General features: G+C 59.2%; 17 protein-coding genes and 4 pseudogenes. 13 read left to right on the plus strand and 8 right to left on the minus strand.

Annotation, left to right across the window (positions count from 1 at the left end):
- The first annotated feature begins 30 nt into the window (after window positions 1-30).
- The 5 genes and pseudogenes from N8E89_RS22405 to ligD all read left to right on the plus strand — a co-directional run bounded on the left by N8E89_RS22405 (window position 31) and on the right by ligD (window position 5,172).
- Window positions 31-186: a hypothetical protein gene (locus N8E89_RS22405; RefSeq protein ID WP_262262017.1), complete on the plus strand. Its 156-nt coding sequence runs from the start codon at window positions 31-33 to the stop codon at window positions 184-186.
- Between the two features lie 625 nt (window positions 187-811).
- Window positions 812-1,378, plus strand: coding sequence for a PRC-barrel domain-containing protein (locus tag N8E89_RS22410; protein WP_262262019.1), 567 nt, complete (start codon window positions 812-814; stop codon window positions 1,376-1,378).
- A 93-nt stretch (window positions 1,379-1,471) separates the two neighbouring features.
- A pseudogene (locus tag N8E89_RS22415) lies at window positions 1,472-2,031 on the plus strand (amidase family protein); the annotation flags it as partial.
- A complete protein-coding gene (locus tag N8E89_RS22420) occupies window positions 2,003-2,302 on the plus strand; it encodes a hypothetical protein (RefSeq protein ID WP_262263372.1) in 300 nt (99 codons plus the stop codon). The pseudogene N8E89_RS22415 and the gene N8E89_RS22420, both read left to right, overlap by 29 nt.
- A gap of 218 nt (window positions 2,303-2,520) precedes the next feature.
- The gene (gene ligD, locus N8E89_RS22425; RefSeq protein ID WP_262262022.1) at window positions 2,521-5,172 is read left to right on the plus strand and encodes a DNA ligase D; all 2,652 of its coding nucleotides are present in this window, start codon (window positions 2,521-2,523) and stop codon (window positions 5,170-5,172) included.
- Between the two features lie 43 nt (window positions 5,173-5,215).
- Here ligD and N8E89_RS29460 read toward each other — a convergent pair whose 3' ends face one another.
- Together N8E89_RS29460 and N8E89_RS29465 are read right to left on the minus strand one after the other, a co-directional pair.
- The gene (locus tag N8E89_RS29460; RefSeq protein ID WP_410010394.1) at window positions 5,216-5,779 is read right to left on the minus strand and encodes an MFS transporter; all 564 of its coding nucleotides are present in this window, start codon (window positions 5,777-5,779) and stop codon (window positions 5,216-5,218) included.
- A gap of 2 nt (window positions 5,780-5,781) precedes the next feature.
- Window positions 5,782-6,066: a hypothetical protein gene (locus N8E89_RS29465; RefSeq protein WP_410010395.1), complete on the minus strand. Its 285-nt coding sequence runs from the start codon at window positions 6,064-6,066 to the stop codon at window positions 5,782-5,784.
- A gap of 104 nt (window positions 6,067-6,170) precedes the next feature.
- On the opposite strand from N8E89_RS29465, the pseudogene N8E89_RS22435 reads away from it, so the two are divergent.
- Window positions 6,171-7,077 (plus strand): annotated as a pseudogene (locus N8E89_RS22435) (LysR family transcriptional regulator).
- Window positions 7,078-7,410: 333 nt separating this feature from the next.
- Here the strand turns inward: N8E89_RS22435 and N8E89_RS22440 are convergent.
- The gene (locus tag N8E89_RS22440) at window positions 7,411-8,307 is read right to left on the minus strand and encodes a LysR family transcriptional regulator (protein ID WP_315975694.1); all 897 of its coding nucleotides are present in this window, start codon (window positions 8,305-8,307) and stop codon (window positions 7,411-7,413) included.
- Between the two features lie 133 nt (window positions 8,308-8,440).
- Between N8E89_RS22440 and N8E89_RS22445 the strand changes: the two genes are divergently transcribed.
- The 3 genes from N8E89_RS22445 to N8E89_RS22455 all read left to right on the plus strand — a co-directional run bounded on the left by N8E89_RS22445 (window position 8,441) and on the right by N8E89_RS22455 (window position 10,708).
- The gene (locus tag N8E89_RS22445; RefSeq protein ID WP_262263295.1) at window positions 8,441-9,433 is read left to right on the plus strand and encodes an MBL fold metallo-hydrolase; all 993 of its coding nucleotides are present in this window, start codon (window positions 8,441-8,443) and stop codon (window positions 9,431-9,433) included.
- A 277-nt stretch (window positions 9,434-9,710) separates the two neighbouring features.
- Window positions 9,711-10,169, plus strand: a complete 459-nt coding sequence (locus N8E89_RS22450; RefSeq protein WP_262262026.1) for a hypothetical protein — start codon at window positions 9,711-9,713, stop codon at window positions 10,167-10,169.
- A 176-nt stretch (window positions 10,170-10,345) separates the two neighbouring features.
- Window positions 10,346-10,708 (plus strand): MFS transporter, encoded by a 363-nt coding sequence (locus tag N8E89_RS22455; protein ID WP_262262028.1) that lies wholly within the window; start codon window positions 10,346-10,348, stop codon window positions 10,706-10,708.
- Window positions 10,709-10,785: 77 nt separating this feature from the next.
- Here N8E89_RS22455 and N8E89_RS22460 read toward each other — a convergent pair whose 3' ends face one another.
- Window positions 10,786-10,950: a hypothetical protein gene (locus N8E89_RS22460; protein WP_262262030.1), complete on the minus strand. Its 165-nt coding sequence runs from the start codon at window positions 10,948-10,950 to the stop codon at window positions 10,786-10,788.
- Window positions 10,951-10,952: 2 nt separating this feature from the next.
- On the opposite strand from N8E89_RS22460, the gene N8E89_RS22465 reads away from it, so the two are divergent.
- Entirely contained in the window at window positions 10,953-11,240 is a 288-nt protein-coding gene (locus N8E89_RS22465) for an MFS transporter (RefSeq protein ID WP_262263373.1), read from the plus strand.
- Here the strand turns inward: N8E89_RS22465 and N8E89_RS22470 are convergent.
- Entirely contained in the window at window positions 11,143-12,033 is an 891-nt protein-coding gene (locus tag N8E89_RS22470; RefSeq protein WP_262262031.1) for a helix-turn-helix domain-containing protein, read from the minus strand. The genes N8E89_RS22465 and N8E89_RS22470 overlap by 98 nt on opposite strands.
- Window positions 12,034-12,426: 393 nt before the next feature.
- Here N8E89_RS22470 and N8E89_RS22475 point away from each other — a divergent pair, with 393 nt between their 5' ends.
- The 3 genes and pseudogenes from N8E89_RS22475 to N8E89_RS22485 form a co-directional block, all read left to right on the plus strand.
- Window positions 12,427-12,591, plus strand: coding sequence for a hypothetical protein (locus N8E89_RS22475; RefSeq protein ID WP_262262033.1), 165 nt, complete (start codon window positions 12,427-12,429; stop codon window positions 12,589-12,591).
- A gap of 57 nt (window positions 12,592-12,648) precedes the next feature.
- On the plus strand, window positions 12,649-12,816 hold the full coding sequence (locus N8E89_RS22480) for a nuclear transport factor 2 family protein (RefSeq protein WP_262262034.1): 168 nt from the start codon (window positions 12,649-12,651) through the stop codon (window positions 12,814-12,816).
- 123 nt (window positions 12,817-12,939) lie between these two features.
- Window positions 12,940-13,350: pseudogene (locus N8E89_RS22485) on the plus strand (aldehyde dehydrogenase family protein); the annotation flags it as partial.
- A 222-nt stretch (window positions 13,351-13,572) separates the two neighbouring features.
- On the opposite strand, the gene N8E89_RS22490 reads toward N8E89_RS22485, so the two are convergent.
- From N8E89_RS22490 to N8E89_RS22500, 3 genes and pseudogenes are all read right to left on the minus strand, one after another.
- The gene (locus N8E89_RS22490; RefSeq protein WP_262263297.1) at window positions 13,573-14,241 is read right to left on the minus strand and encodes an NAD(P)-dependent oxidoreductase; all 669 of its coding nucleotides are present in this window, start codon (window positions 14,239-14,241) and stop codon (window positions 13,573-13,575) included.
- A gap of 84 nt (window positions 14,242-14,325) precedes the next feature.
- Window positions 14,326-14,777, minus strand: a pseudogene (locus N8E89_RS22495) (AtaL-like protein); the annotation flags it as partial.
- Between the two features lie 44 nt (window positions 14,778-14,821).
- On the minus strand, window positions 14,822-15,691 hold the full coding sequence (locus N8E89_RS22500) for an SDR family oxidoreductase (RefSeq protein ID WP_262262036.1): 870 nt from the start codon (window positions 15,689-15,691) through the stop codon (window positions 14,822-14,824).
- Window position 15,692: the final 1 nt, after the last annotated feature.

Genomic DNA, 15,692 nt, shown 5'->3' on the forward strand with positions numbered 1-15,692 from the left:
ATCCAATGGGCAATCGGAAGGAATCTCGTTATGCAGTTTGCCATCAAATGCCTGATCGGCATCGCACTGCTGGTATCGCCTTGTGCCTATGACAGTGACATCGCGATCACGCATACGGCCCATATAAGAGTCGATAATTCACGCGCCAGCCTTCATCAAATAGCAGGAGCGTGGTTCGATTCCTGATCCATAAAACTGCGCTGTCATAAGGATTGTATACCTTTAGGCTACAATAGAAACTGAGGGAAAATGGGCTCTTATCGAGTAGGGTGAGATGTGCGGCATACTCACGCGTGTCATCGGTCAAGACGGCCGCAGGCGCGCCAGAATCCATGGTCTTACGTTCTAACCCGCCAATCTTATGAACTGCAATGTGCCACCAGCCAGCATTCGCCATAGGGGCCCAAGACGTCTCGCACAAAAATGCCAGGGCCCCGCTGGCTCGTAGTTAACAAGCCGCCGGCCGAGTCCGATCAGCGCTCGAAAAGCAAGGTGTCGCGCCGCGGTGGTGGGCGAGACAAAGGTTCGCGCTTGAGCCGCGGAAAGACGCGCGGTGATCGCTTCGGGCATCGAAATCAGCCTGACCTTGGAGCCGATGGCGCCAAAAGTGGAAATTCGCGGACTCAATCAGGAAAGCGGCCACAACAAGCGACGCGCTGATGACTGAGGTCCTTATCCAGGGTGCATTTCCGAACCAAAGCGCATGGCGCAACGGAGTCAATGGAACCTCCAGCGTCCTTCTCTGTTCACTTGTAAGGTGGAATTTTCGGGCAATTGCTGAAAATTTTCACTAACAGAAGGAGGAAACACAATGATCAGGAACCTTATCACGCTCACCGCCTGTGTGGTTCTGATGTCCGGCCCCGCGCTGAGCCAAACGACGGCGCCCGCACCGGCGGAAACTCCTGCACCGCTCACGGTAACCAACAAAGAATTGTTCAAGCCTGCGCCAGGCGCGGCGCCGGCCACACCCGAGGCCAGCGCCATGACAAAAGCCTCGGAGGGCCAGATTCTGGCTGCCGGTTTTCTCGGCAAATCCGTGTACAACGGAGACAGTGATACTGCCGAATCCATAGGCAGGCTCAATGATCTCGTCATCGGGCCCGACGGGATGGTTCAGGCCGCGGTGATCGGGGTCGGGGGCTTCCTTGGCGTCGGTCAAAAGGATGTCGCTGTTGCGGCCAGCCAGCTCAAGCTTTCCGTCCGCAGCGATGGCAATAGCTGGCTCGTCTTAAACACCACCAAGGATCAGCTGAGCGCCGCGCCTGCCTTTGACAGATCGGCGAATTTCACCGACGGTGTGGCCGATCCAATGAAAGCAAGCAAAGCGGAGGCAGAAAAGACAGCCCCGGCAGCGCCGGAAACCCCGGCGAAATAATGCCGCGGACAGAGGAGCCGCTTTCGCAGCGGCTTCTTTGCAAGCCTCAGTTTGAGATTCATGCGAAACGCAAGTTAAAATCGGCGATCCGAGGCGATCGTGCAGGCGGCGGCTGAAGCGCTTCAGGGCGCCGGCGTCATCGTGGAGCCTGTGCGCATTCCGGCGCTCGAGCGGGACAATGCCCTCGATATCTTCAATGCCTTGCACATGATGGAAATGAAGCCGGCGTTCGCAGAGACGACATGGGGTCATGAAAACGAAATGTACAAGATTTCCAAGGGTATGCTTGCGACGCCCGATACGTCCATGGACGACTTTATCCATGCGGAGCAGGCCGCAGAGCGGCTGAGGGACGGCCTTGCCGAATATTTCCAGCGCTACGATGCCTTGCTCTGCCCCGTGCTGCCTATCCCGCACACGCGCATGGGCTGTCGGAAATCGTCAACGGCAGATCAGTACCCGCCGTGCAGATCCAAGGCGCCACCGTGCCGCTCAACGTGACGGGCCTTCCAGACTGTCGATCAGGTTCGGCACCGGCCGGACGGACTGCCGATCGGAGTGCAATTGGTGTCAAGTGGTTGGCGACGGTCCTGCATCTCGCTGCGCTGCTGGAAACGGTAAGCCTTGTTCGCGACCTCCATCCGGACATCTAAGGGCGTAGCCCGCGAGACCGCTGCACCCAACGTGGCCCGATGGCTTTGGGGCTGGCCTAACCGCTTTCTGGATCGAGTGAATTCAGTTGGCAGCATCGTGTTTGTTGTTGGACCCTATCATGGCGGGGATTTCTCGACCGGGATGGACAATATTGAAGAACTCTCCCGCCTGCCGGAGGGTTATGACGGTGGTGTGCTTACCAATCGCGAAAGTGAAACGGCGTGCTGCACGGTCCGCTTTGGGCGGCGCAAAGTTCGTACTTGCTCCTAATATCGCGACACCCTCAAGTTTGCCTCCCGGTCTTTGCGCGACCGACGTGACGAAACGGAGTGCCCCTAAAACCTCCCAGAATTTATACTATTAGTATGGTTGCTTATAATTATGCGTCAATGTGGAGAAGGAGACATGCTTGCCTTCTCTGTGTTGCGATTGGAACTGGCGACCGCCGTGCGCATTACGGTGGCAGCAGTTCGAATTCGAGAAAAGCCATGGCCAGCGACAAGCTCTCAACTTACAAGCAGAAACGCGACTTCAAAAAAACAAAAGAGCCCAGCGGCGCTGGGGAAATCAAGCCATCCAATCGCCGCCGTTTCGTCATTCAGAAACATGATGCCACTCGTCTTCACTACGACCTGCGGCTTGAGCTCGGCGGTGTCTTTAAATCCTGGGCCGTGACGAAAGGTCCTTCTCTCGATCCCCGCGACAAGCGGCTGGCCGTGGAGGTGGAAGATCACCCGCTTGATTACGGGGATTTCGAAGGCACCATCCCGAAAGGCCAGTATGGCGGTGGCACTGTGATGCTGTGGGATCGCGGATATTGGAAGCCGGAAGGAAAGAAAACTCCTACTGAAGCTCTCGCCAAAGGCGATTTCAAGTTCACGTTGGAAGGCGAGCGGTTGCATGGCAGCTTCGTCCTGGTGCGTATGCGAAATGACCGCGACGGCAGCAAACGCACGAACTGGCTGTTAATCAAGCATACTGACGACTTCTCGGTCGAGGAGAATGGCGCAGCTATCCTGGAGGCGAACGACACGTCCGTCGCATCCCGCCGAACGATGGACGCTATTGCATCCGGCAAAGGAAAAAAGCCGAAACCGTTCATGGTCCAAGGCGGCACGGTTGAAGCAGACGCCATATGGGACAGCAACCATGGCCCCGCCGCCGAGGAGCGCCAAGCGGGAACGAGGACCAGGGAGAAATCGGTGCCGGCCAAGCGAACAGAGTCCACCATGCCGGATTTCATCCCACCGCAGCTTTGCGCGACTTTGGCGCGCCCGCCATCGGCCAACGGCTGGATCCACGAGATCAAGTTCGACGGCTATCGCATTCAGATGAGGGTCGAGAATGGCGATGTCACTCTAAAGACCCGTAAGGGGCTGGACTGGACCGCCAAATACCCGGCCATCGCAAAGACAGCGTCCACTTTGCCCAATGCCATCATCGATGGTGAAATCTGCGCTCTTGACGAAAACGGCGCCCCCGATTTTGCTGCGCTTCAGGCGGCGCTCTCCGAAGGCAAGACCGCGGACCTCGTTTATTTCGCCTTCGACGTGCTCTTCGCAGGGGCTGAAGATTTGCGCGAACTCCCGCTCACAGAACGCAAGGAACGGTTGTCCGCCCTCCTGTCGGATGCCGGCGAAGATCCGCGTTTGCGTTTCGTCGAGCATTTCGAGACGGGTGGCGATGCAGTCCTGAGGTCCGCGTGTCGTCTTTCATTGGAGGGTATTGTTTCCAAGCAAGGCAATGCGCGGTATCAATCCGGACGCACCGAGACCTGGGCCAAGTCGAAATGCCGCGCTGGCCATGAAGTGGTGATCGGCGCCTATGCCAAAACCAACGGCACATTCCGCTCCCTTTTGGTCGGCGTCAATCGCGGCAATCACTTCGTCTGTGTCGGCCGCGTCGGCACGGGATATGGCGCCAAGACCGTCGAGAAACTTCTGCCAAAGCTGCAGGAGATGGAAACATCCAAATCGCCGTTCACGGGGGTTGGCGCACCGAAGAAAAGTCCAGATATCGTCTGGCTCAAGCCAGAACTCGTCGCCGAGATTGAGTTCGCCGGCTGGACGGCCGATGGCCAGCTGCGTCAGGCGGCATTCAAGGGCTTGCGAGAAGATAAGCCAGCTGCCGAGGTGCGGGCCGAGAAGCCGGCGTCACCTTCCAAAACCGTTGTGCCCGATCCCGAAACATCGACCCCAGCACAAAAACGGTTTCGCAAGGGCGGGAAGGCGGAGGTTATGGGCGTGATGATCTCCAGTCCCGATAAGCCGCTGTGGCCTGATGCCGGTGATGGAGAGCCGGTGACGAAGGTTGATCTTGCGCGCTACTATGAGGCGGTCGGACCCTGGCTGATTGACCATATTAAGGGACGGCCTTGTTCGATCATTCGGACACCGGACGGCATTGGCGGCGAGCAATTCTTCCAACGCCATGCCATGCCAGGGACATCGAACCTGTTGGAGCTCGTCACGGTCTCCGGCGACAAGAAGCCATATCTGCAGATCGACCGCGTTGAAGGATTGGCTGCCATCGCCCAGATCGGCGGTGTCGAACTGCATCCATGGAATTGCGAGCCCAATCTGCCGGAAGTGCCAGGCCGCCTGGTGTTCGACCTCGATCCCGGTACGGATGTCGAGTTTACCGCAGTCGTCGAAGCCGCCGGTGAGATCCGGGGCCGGTTGGAAGACCTCGGGCTTGTCAGCTTCTGCAAGACGACGGGGGGCAAGGGACTGCATGTTGTCACGCCTCTTGCCGTCCCGAAGGGCAGGAAACTCAGCTGGGACATAGCCAAGGGCTTCGCCCATGATGTCTGTCAGGAGATGGCCCGTGACAATCCGGATCTCTATTTGATCAAGATGGCCAAGAATCTGCGAAAGGGCCGTATCTTCCTCGACTACTTGCGCAATAACACAATGGCGACGGCGGTAGCTCCTTTGTCTCCAAGGGCCCGACCGGGTGCGACGGTATCGATGCCTTTGAATTGGACCCAAGTCAAAGCCGGCATTGATCCGAAACGCTTTACGATCCGCAGCGTGCCCGGTCTTCTGAACAAAACCACGGCGTGGCAGGATTACTGTGACGGCCAGCGCTCGCTGGAGCAGGCGATCAAAAGGCATGGTAAAACAAGGAAAGCGGGTTAACGCTCCCGATGTCGCATTGCACTAATCGTAAGAAGGCGGTCGTTCACGCTTGATTGCTGCCTTTAGTTTGAGAATGACGTCGCTTGGGCTCTCGAATAACTGCAGTGGGCGAGCCGCTAAGGCCAGTGCCGCACCGAATAGCCGGCAACGTCCTGCAGTAGGGGCGCAGGTAGGTAAACAGCCAGAATTGCCCCATAAACAGCAGCAGGATCGCCGTCATACTCAGTAAGATTTGCCGGCGCCCCAGTAGCCGAAACACGTTCCCTGGCCGAGACGGCGCTGCGGGGGAAGCGACGGCATGCTCGTCCACTGCCAGACCAGGGCGAGATGGGGGCACGACAAAGAAGAAGGCGCCACGCCAGCCGATATGGTCGCCCAGCAGGCTGCCCAGCGGCGCCGAAACCGTAGCCGCTATCGCATTGCCGGCGTTCAGCATGGCTAGGCCACGCGGCACGGCCCTTTCCGGCAGCAATCGCATAATGACAGCGGTGGACCAGAATCCACCAATCGCGATGCCTAGCAAAGCCCGGCCGGCCATCAGCACCGGATAGGTGGGCGCGAACGCCACGATGATACCGGACAGGATGAGGAGGGCCGAAAGGGCCAAAATCACCACCTTGCGGTCGATCCCCCGCGTCGGGCCTGCGATAAGGAGGCTGGTGATACGGCGAACAGGCCCGATATCGAGATCGCCTGGCCGGCCTGGCCATCCGTCAGATGGAGATCGCCGGCGATCGGTGTCAGCAGGCTAACCGGCATGAATTCCGACACGATGAGCACCACAACGCACAGCGTCATCGAAAACACAGCGCCCCAGGCGGAGATCAGGGTGGAGGAGAGCTTACTGTCGGGCGTCGTCATGCGGACCTCATCTGAGAATATGGCTTTTGTCATGCGCGGTAGATAGCATCCCCTTACCTCGAGGATTAGATGCGGTAATTCGCTTGCATTTATCGATGCGAGGCATAAATCTGCTGGCGAGAACAGGAGGCGTCATCATGGATAGGAGAGATCTGAACGACCTCTTGTGGTTCCTGGCAGTTGCTGAAGAGTGCAGTTTCACCAAGGCCGCGGCCAAGCTCGGCATTGCGCAGTCGACGCTCAGTCACACCGTCAAAGGATTGGAAACGCGGCTTGGGCTGAGGTTGCTTACTCGCACAACGCGGAACGTCGGGCTCACGGAAGCCGGTGAACGCCTGCGGCACAGCTTGGCCCCACGGATGGCGGATATTGAGGCAGACATCGCGGCCCTGATGTCCTTTTCGTGACAAGCCCTCCGGCACCATAAAGATCACGCTGTCCGATCATGCTCTCGAAAGCGTGGTGTGGCCGAAATTGCAGCCGATCCTTCGTGACTATCCCGATATTAAGGTGGAGTTGAGCCGGGACAATGGCATGCGCAATATTGTGGAAGAGGGTTTCGACGCCGGAATACGGCTGGGGGAGAGCCTCGAGAAGGATATGATTGCCGTGAGGGTGGGGCCGGATTGGCGGCTTGTGGCGGTCGGCTCACCAAGTTATTTTGAGGAACATCCTGCACCCGAACATCCGCAGGAGCTGGTCCGGCACAACTGCATCAAAATCCGCCAGGCTACAGCCGGGGGACTCTATGCCTGGGAATTTGAAAAGGATGGGCAGGAATTACGGGTCCGGGTCGACGGGCAGCTGACCTTCAACACCTCCTATCCGATGGTGAATGCTTCTCTCAAGGGCTATGGCATTGCGTACGTCCCGGAAGACCTTGTGATGGAGCACGTAACCGCGGGCCGTTTGATCCCCATTCTTGAAGATTGGTCTCCGCCATTTCCCGGCTATTACATCTATTATCCAAGTCGACATCAGAACTCGCTCGCGTTCAAAGTCGTGGTGGATACGCTGCGGTTCAGGAAAAGCGATGTTTTCTGATCCAGGACCTACCTGAGGGTTGGTAGCTATAACTGAAAAGGAAGTTTACCGCTATCCATTTGAAATCGCGTTTGTACTTTGTCGAAGCTCTGGTTCGCTTCCGCTCAGGAGCATTGCGCGTATAGATCGCATTCAGCCCTGAACGAGCGGTTTATCAGCATCGAAAGCTTTGGCTGCTTTGCGCCCTCATTTCAGTCCTAGAGAACGCTTTGGCTCTTTCTGGAAAGCCGCCATGTGAGGTGCTTGGGAAGGCGAGCTACCTTGCAGCATTCGCACCGGTGCGCCCGACCGCCTGACCGCCATCAACGGAGGCGCGCCTGGATAGCGGGGACGCTAGTAAGCCATCTGCGCGCGTAGGCGGGGCCGGATCCAGTCGAGGAAGCACCGCACCTTCAGCGGCAGGGGATCGGCTGGTCCATGGATAACGTTCACCGGCAGCGGTTCTGGTGCGAACTCCGTCAGCAATTCCTGCAGCGCGCCGGAGCGCAACTGATCGGAGATCTGGTAAGACAGCACGCGGATAATGCCGATACCGGCCAGTGCAGCCTGAATGGCAGCCTCCGTCGTGTTGACCGCGAGTTTGGAGCGGGGCTCGACGGCAAAGGCCGCACCGTCCCGGCGGTAGCGCCATTCCGGCGCGGTCGCGAAGCCCTGGAAACTTATGCCGTTGTGCTGGGCGAGGTCATCCGGCTGACGCGGCACTCCTCGGCGGGCGAGATAGTCGGGGCTCGCGCAGATCACCCGGCGGACGGCGCCTAGCCGCGTTGCGATAAGCGCGCTGTCCGCCAAGTGCCCGATCCGTAGGGCCACATCGACGTGCTCATCCGCCAGACTTAGCTGCCGATCGACCAGGGTCAGGCGCAGGTTGATATCGGGATGCTCCTTCAGGAATTCCAGCGCAATTGGCAGCAGATGGCGCTCGCCGAAGGCGATCGGTGCGGTCACGTGCAGCCCGCCACGCAGCGCGCCATAATCGCCGCTGGCCTGCCGCTCCGCCGCGTCCAGTTCATCAAGAATACGACGTGACGCGGCGACGAAGGCGCGCCCCTCCTCCGTCAAGGCGAGGCCGCGGCGGGTGCGCAGGACCAAGCGCACACCAAGGTGCTTTTCAAGATCGGCGACCTTGCGGCTGACCGTGGCGAGCGGTGCATGCAGTCGCCGCGCCCCGGCCGAGAGGCTGCCGGCGTCGATCACCGCTAGCAGCACCGACATCGCTTCAAATCGATCCATCAGATCCTTCCGGAAATTGAGAGGAAAGTTCCCGAAATGGCAGGATACCCTATTGGTTGTGGATATCATAGCTTTCATGTCGTCCAGGGGACGCCGGCGGGCTCCCCGCATTTCCCATGATCCGGAGGAAGTCATGCCTCAACTGTCACGTCGCGCCTTTGTCAGCGCCCTTCCTCTAGCCCTCAGCGGAGGAAGCCTCCTCGGTGGAGGCCTGATCGGTGGCGCTTCCGCGCCCGCCCTTGCCGCGACGCAGGATACCGCTAAGACGCCGGTCAGCGTTACTCCGCTAGCGCAGATCCGCATTGGCCGCTTCACGGTGACGGCCCTGACGGACGGGTATGCCGACATGCCCTACGACTATTTTCCGGGACGCGCCGCGGCCGAGGTCGAACAGGCGGCAATCGCGCAGTTCACCGCCCGGCCGAGCGGCGTGCGATTCCTCTTCAACCAGTATCTCGTCGAGGATGGCGAGCGCCGCATCCTGATCGATACCGGTCCAGCGGGCTCGATCGGGCAGACCGGCGCACTGCCGCAGGCGCTGGGCGCGCTCGGCCTGCAGCGCGACCAGATCGACGCGGTGATCGTGACGCATATGCATCAAGACCACATGGGCGGTCTGATCGTCGGGGGCAAGAACCACTACCCCAAGGCGGAACTCTACATCGATCGTCGAGACGTCACCTATTGGACCGACCCGGCCAAGCGCAGCGGCGCGCCCGATTATCTGCAGACCAGCTTCCATATGGCGGGGGAGGTCGTGCGCCTCTACCCGAAACTCCAGGCGATTGACGGCGAGCGTGAGATTGTGCGGGGGGTCTCCATTGTCGACCTTACCGGGCATACACCCGGCCATATCGGCGTGCGGGTCGAAGATAGCGGGCAGAGCCTCATCATGGTTTCGGATATGATCTTTCCGGTCGTGCATCCCGGGGCGACCGATGTGTTCTTCCTGTTCGAGCAGGATCCTGCAGCGGCCAAAGCGATGCGCGACCGCTTTTTTCCTCGCGCCGCTTCGGAAGGCGCGCTCATCGCCGCCACGCACATGCCCTTCCCAGGGCTCGGCCGTGTCGTCGCCGACCGTGGGCAGATGCGCTGGCAGATGGCGGACTGGGCCTTGCAGAACTGAGGTCCGCTCCGGCGGTCGCGAGGGAAGAAACGGCATGAGCACCAGATATCTCAGTATCGCCACGACGGCCTCCGTCGCGGCCGCACAGGAGCACTATGGCAGCGCGGCGTAGTGGGCGCGGGTAGGCGGGCGGCCACGCCGACGATACTGCGCAGAGCCAGCGCCTCGGTCCGTCAGAAACGGCCTTCATTGCGCCAACTTGAGTGTCGCAGGTCCATTTGATCCTGTAGGATAACCAGAACGGCAGGCAAATGCGAAAGGCATGCATTTTTAATTGATGAGCATCGGCAAACGAAACAGCGAAACGCATGTGACCATCCTCATGTTATGCGGGTGCACTTTCCTGTTCACCGCACACACGGCATTCGCCGAAACCTTGGTGGATCCTAACGTAGAATCGGTTGTTGAAGGCGGACGCTGGCGCGAGGACCGTGTCGGCGAAGGCACCTATCGGGTTATCGTTTTGAAGCAGGGATTTGAACACATTTCCTCGCGCGTGGTGGCGGAGTGGAAATCCGAGGCAGACGAAAATGGCGACGCTCGGATCATCCATTCTGCGGATTTGGTTAAGGGTGGGTTCTACAGCATAGGCGTGCCAAAGGTCGGCTTTTCCAAGGAAGGGGCGCGCATCCAGTTGGAAGGCACAGCGACGTATGCGCCAAACGCAACAGTAGTCTGTCGTTTTGATCTGTCACCGGGCGGCAAAGTCACTGTAATCAGGGCGTGCGGCGATTAGCGGATGCGTTCTTTTTGGGCGCGCCCCAGCTTGGAGGTCCAAAAGATGCGCACTGCCGAGCCCCTTGGAAAGTGTGCGGGTGTTCTTAGGGGAAGTTGGTAGTATGCAATCGGACTTGGCTCGATTGCAGCCGAAGCCAGGGTTGTGCATGTTCGCTGAGGCTCACCCTGCTTTCCATGGCGCTTGCGCTGGTCGGTATGGGATTGGCCGGAGCCGTGCTGGTATTTTGCATTGCCCAGGTCGTTGCTGCCGTTGCTCTCGCGATCTATGAGCCGATTTCACGCGCGCTAATGAGTGACGTCTGCCCCGAGCCGCTGCGCCTCAAGTATTTCTCCTGGCGTTATACGGCGGCGAATGTCGGCTGGGCTGTCGGACCGTTGATGGGTATTGCTGCTGGCGCGGCGTTCACCATTCTTTTCGTCATTGCAGGTATTGTCTACGCGGTCTTCGCCCTGGCCTTGAACATGTTGCACGTGCCCGTTCACCAAAGTGAGGATGTTCTAAAGCACCCGCTTCGGCGCCTTTGCTTGCGAGCCTGAGGGCGGCGATCCGCGATCCACGGTTGGCCTTCTTTGTCGGTGGCGGCACATTGCTGATCGCGGTTTGTGGCCAATGGTCAGCGACGCTTGCCCCGTACCTTACGGGAAATGTCGCCGGGGGCATGGAAATCTACGCTTATCTCGTTTCGATCAACGGTGCTGTCGTGCTGATCGGAAACCCGTTCGCCCGCAGGTTCATCGAACGCGCAGGCGCGCTTAACGGCCTTTGTCATCGGCTGCATGCTTGTTTGCCTTCGGTGAAATCGGCTTTCTCAGTGCCGCCGGCTTTTGGGGGCTTGCCGTTTCGATGTTTGTTTTCACGATCGGAGAGATTCTCGTCGTACCTTGCGAATACATGCTGGTCGACGGTATCTCGAACGATCGGAACAGAGGCAGCTATTTTGGCGCTCACTCGTTCTCAACCATCGGCAATTTCATTGGGCCGACTCTAGGCGGTGCGATGCTTGGCGCTTTTGGCAGGGTCGCCGGAAGCTGCAACCGGACATATTTGCGCGCCCATCTTGTTGCATGAATCGTGAAATGCGCGGCGAAGGTCTGCGCTCGTTCACGGAAATCGGCGTCCTACGAACTTTTGACCGGAGGGTTGCAGAAGTGTCTGCCCTATCTCTGTTCGCGCTCCCTCTGGCCGTTGCGCAAAGCGATTGCGGTAGATCAGCGGGCTTAACCCCATAATGTCGACCAAACTGAAGCCGCAGGTTTTCGGCGCTTCCAAGTCCGGTCACGCTTGCGATGTCATCGGGTGCGGTAGAACTAGTCTCCAGCAGGATGCGGGCTTGCTCCAGCCGTTCCCCCAGGATCCATTTGAGCGGCGGCAAGCCGGTCAGCGAGCGAAAGCGGCGCTGAAAGGTGCGTTCGCTCATGCCGGTATGGCGCGCGAGAGAACTGACTGTATGCGGGTGATGAAGGTTGGCCAGAATGTGGTCCAGGATCGACGACAGCCGATCTGCCTCCCGCCTGAGCGGCACGGGGCGCTCGATCAACTGGGATTGCCCTCCCTGGCGATGGCTGTACATTACGAGGCGCCGCGCGACGGTGTTGGCGACTTCCGCCCCGAAAACCGAGCGGACGACATGCAGGCACAGATCGATGCCAGCTGAGCTGCCGGCCGAGGTCAGAACATCGCCATCGTCAACATAGAGGCAGTTCGCGTCGATCTCCACGGCCGGATAACGCCGGGCCAGATCCTCGGCAAAACGCCAATGTGTCGTAGCGCCGCGGCCATTGAGCAGGCCGGCGGCTGCGAGCACGAAGGCGCCGCCACAGATGGAAATGATCCGGGCGCCATTGCGATGAGCGCGAACCAATGCGTCGCATATCCGATCGGGTACAGGCGCATCGGGGCCGCGCCAGCCGGGACGATGATCGTTCCGGCTTGGTGTAGATCGACCTCGGTGCCCGTTGTTGCGACATTCAGACCACCGCAGGCATGAAGAACCTGATCCTCCAACGAGACCGACTTGAACTGATACCAGTCGGGTCCCGCTTCGGGTCGAGCCAAGCCGAAGACCTCCGCCGTGATCCCGAACTCGAAAGTACAGAGGCCGTCATAAACGAGGCTGACGACACGTCGGTTTGCGGGAAGGCATGGGTTCTCGATTTTTGGCATGAATGCCGTCCTATCTGGCAATCCTGCCGCTGGCAACTCGCGCTGTCGGCATGCGACACGGTCATTCGCCAACAAACTACGGAAAAATACGATGAGCCGCGATACCGACCTGTTACACGCCATACAAACCTATTTCGATGCCCTGTACGCCTGCGATCTCTCGCTTTTTGACCAGATATTCATCCAGCCTGCAGCCTGTTCGACGCTGACGAAGGCGCAATCACGGTGGACCCGATCGCGGACTATCGCCAAGTGATCGCCAAGCGCGAGATCTCCTAAAAGCCGCGGGCAGGAACGCGAAGACGAAATCATTTTGATTGATTGGCTCTCACCGGGCGCTGCCACCGTGAAGGTCAGGTTGCGGATTCATGCAAACGTCTTCGTCGATCATCTTTGCTTCGTGAGAGGCATTGATGGCTGGCGGATCGTCGCCAAGGTCTGGCACCTCGAAAGTGTGCGGGCATTGTCCCCCGCTTTATAGGACGGGGTCTTGCCGTGAACCGGGGCCTAGAAAATTATCCGCCGGATTGTGTGCGGCTGAAATTGCTCGGCGCTACATTTTAAGCGGTGCTTCTCAGCCTTAATGGGCGGGATCTCGCTGCCGGCGAGTTGCCTGCCCGAGGGTGCCAGCTTGCGACACCAACTGGGCGGTACCTTCTTTGAGCCGACCGTAATTGCCGACGCGAACAGTCAGATGAAGTTCATGAAGGAGGAGATCTTCGGTCCCATCGCTCCGATATTTCGGTTCGAAACGGAGGACGAGGCGATTTCGCTCGCCAACGACACCGAGTTTGGGCTGGCCTGCTATTTTTACACTTCCGATTTGGGAAGAGCCTTCCGAGTTTCCGAGGGACTGCGTTACGGTATGGTTGGCGTGAACGAACGCCTGATCACGACTGTCGAGGCACCCTTCGGCGGGGTTAAGGAGTCTGGTCTTGGTCGTGAAGGAGGGCACCAGGGTTTGGAGGAGTACTTCGAAACAAAATACACTTGTGTTGGAGGTCTCAACCAGTAAGGGTTTGATATTTCGCCCTCTAAGCCCGCTTCACAAGCGGGCTCGCGCAAAGAGCTGCGTTGGTCTACGTGGTATCCTTCTCCTGAGCCACTGAAGCGACGTTTGCGCCAGGGGTGCCGCAGGCATTTTCGGATGCACCCCAATTCGTCCCCACGCCGCTTAGGGTGCGCATGCGGGCTGAGCTTGGACTGTTTACTCACGGCATGGTACCCGGTCTCACTTTTACCAGGTGATCAAGGGCGATTTGTGCAGCCACGTTTCCCCCGTGAGTTGATCGAGGATGAATGTCGCTACATCTTCGCGAGAGATGCTTCCGCCATGGAACCCACTCAGGTCCGTCAGTGTCCGGATCGTGTTGTGCGCAGGCTTATTGTTGAGGATTGATGGACGGACGATGGTCCAGTCGAGATCGCTGTCCTTGATGATGGCTTCCTGGCGGTTCTTGTCGGCGTAAACCTTGCGCAGGAGCAGCGGAAAGATCAACTTGTCAAACAGAAAGCCGCCGTGTCCTTCGCTGTCACCGGCGCCGATACCGGTGATGGTGACAAGGCGCGACACCTGCTCAGCCTTCATGGCACTGATCAAGGCTCTCGTTGCCGTCGAAAGAAGCGTGACTTCACGAAATGGGCTTACAGGGGTACCGAGCGCGCTGATCACGGCGTCGCGACCCTTGATGGCGTGGCGAAGCGCCATCTCGTCTCTAGCATCCCCGACAACAATCTTTGCACCTTTTAGATCGCCGGCTTTTTCCGGCGAACGCACCAGGACAGTGACATCATAGCGGCGGCTGACAGCCTGGCTAACGATGTGGCGGCCGGTTGGACCGGTGGCGCCAAGGACCAGGATCTTCGGCGCAGCGGCGAGAAGTGTTTTAGTAAGGGAGGTGGTCATGGTTTGGTCCTCTTGAAGGCAAGCTCCCCTCAGGAGGCCGCCTGCTGTTTGTTGCGATCGGCAATCAAGGCCGGCCCTCTGACGCAGCTCGCGGGTCCGCTTCAGTGTCGACAGGAGGTCGGACTTGTACCCATTATCGCTGTCGAACTGCGTCTGTTCGGCTTGCTCCTCGGGTCCGTTCGGCTCCTTGCCGCGGAGGCCGATGTAGCAGTAGAACCGAAGCTGCAATGTGCCAGCTTCATCCTCGAACAGCTCGTTGACGACGACGCCTTCACGCGGACCGGTGGCCTGGAAGAAGGTCACCTTGCTTTGCGGCTCAAGGGTTATGATCTCCTGATGGCAGAGCCGACGATGATGGCTTCGCGCACGAAGTGGGTCGCGCTTTCCTCGACGACATCGCAGCGGGTGCAGAGACCAACCGGGAGAAACAGGCGCGCATCGCGCGCCTTCAGCTCCAGGCCCTTCCAGGCCTGCTCCCGAGTGAGCCTGGCTTCGCCCTCCTGGTTCACCGGAACGGTAGCGGTTGAATAGATCATGGTGATGGTCCTGTGTTATGAATTCCCCGGGGATTCCTCTGCCGTCAGGCAGAGGCAGCAGTTTCCGACGCGAAGTTGCGATAGGTGCGCATCGGCCGGCCAAGAAGCGCGGTCAGGCGCTCCACGTCGCCGCCTTCGGGCAGCATGCCGTCGGTCAGGAACCGCTCGCCCATCATGCGCATGTCGTAGGCCATCCAGGGCGGCATGAACTGCTTGAGGTTCTGCTCGAAGGCCTGTGTATCGCCGCCGCCATAGATGATCTGGCGAGCGAGAATGTCCGTCCAGATGGCGGCGATATCCGCTCCGGTAAGGGTGTCGGGACCGACCAAGTTGATGCGAGTGATGGGAAGCGGCTGTGCGGCCTGTTCGCGACGCAGCAGCTCAAGGGCTGCGATCTCCGAGATATCGCGCACATCGATCATGGCGAGCCCCTTGTCGCCGACGGGCATCGGGTAGACGCCGTAGCCAGTGATGGCATCCTTGATCATCAGATCGTTCTGGATGAAATAGGCCGGGCGCAGGATGGTCGCGTTGAACCCCATCTGCTCGATCATCCGCTCGACGCCGAATTTGCCGGCGAAGTGCGGCACGTTCACGTAGACGTCCGGGTGAATGACCGACAGGTAGACGATGCGTTCGATGCCAGCCGAACGGGCAACGTTGAGCGCGATCAAAGCCTGGGTGAACTCGTCGGGCACGACGGCATTCAGCAGGAACAGTGTGGACACACCGTCGAAGGCAGTGCGCAGGGAGTCGACGTCCAGAAAGTCACCTTTCACCACGGCAACACCGGCCGGGAAATTGGCCTTGGAGGGATCGCGGACGAGAGCGCGGACATCAGCGCCGCGGCTGACGAGGTGTTGGATGACTTGGCCGCCGATATTGCCGGTGGCGCCTGTAACGAGAATGGTCATG

The sequence above is a fragment of the Phyllobacterium sp. A18/5-2 genome, assembly GCF_025452215.1.
Lineage (GTDB): Bacteria > Pseudomonadota > Alphaproteobacteria > Rhizobiales > Rhizobiaceae > Phyllobacterium > Phyllobacterium sophorae.